Annotated in this window: 1 protein-coding gene; it reads right to left on the reverse strand. The window is 38.9% G+C overall.

The window, feature by feature from the left end; translation table 11 throughout:
• Positions 1 to 2: 2 nt before the first annotated feature.
• Positions 3 to 1,027 (reverse strand): IS4 family transposase (locus M3226_RS31400; RefSeq protein ID WP_251573411.1); only part of this gene is annotated, 1,025 nt, incomplete at its 5' end.

Below are 1,027 nucleotides of genomic sequence, written 5' to 3' on the forward strand. Positions count from 1 at the left end.
ACTCAACTTTCGCAGACTGAAATAGGCAGGTATGCCTTGATATAGTTAGGCAAGCCCGCGATCCATTGCTGTAGTTGACTTTTAATTAACTTTTGAATCTTTTTGTTACTCTCTTTAAGGGTATCTTCAAGAAGCTCGATTAATTGCTGAAGCGCAATTGCCCAATCGAGGTCACTGATTTCATCACAAAGTTCATAAAACATACCGCCTAGTGTTCTTTGGTCCGTGCTACATCTGTTTTGCCAGGACAGAACAATATAACGTGCAAAAACAATCGTTGTATGACTTATTAAGGAGTCATAAGAACGACCTTGAAACTCCTTTTGGAGTTTTAATAGGGATTTCGTTGTTTTGAAAAAGACTTCAATGTCCCATCTCATACCATAAATTCTGATGATTTCTTGATCACTTAGCGTACAGTCTGTACTCAGAATAGCAAGCCATTCGCTCTTTTTATTACGGTTTTGAACGAATACCATTTTGATCGGAACTCCATTGGCTTGGGTAGTAAGGATGGAGCGAAGAATCCCTTTTTTTCCTTGAATAGGTGCTGCCAAACGATAAAGTTCCTTTAAGCTGACACGCTTATCACCCACAAGGTAACGTTGCTTTAAATTCTTAACCATGCCAATTACATCAAGTCCTTGCTCTTTGATGTTCTTAATGAGTGGTTGATGGGTAAACCAAGTATCCATCAACAAATATGAAGCATCAATCCCAGCGTTCAATGCACGTTGAATCATATCTGGAATTTGTTCTGGTGCAGATTGTAAGGCTTCAAGACGGCGTTTATAGCCACTGCTTCGCTTGTCGATTTTACTTGATATTCCGTTTATTTGGCTTGTTTTGGAGCTCAATAAAGAAAAGTCAACAGGCATGAATGTTGCACCATCTGACCATCCAAGGGTAAGCATACGGAAGCCTTTATAAAAGCGCATTTTTTGAGAGGCATGATCAAAACAACGAGCTAGTAATTCGACGGATTTACTACGATTTCGATCATAAGAAGAATCATCTAATACTAAGA

The organism is Neobacillus cucumis (genome assembly GCF_023715505.1).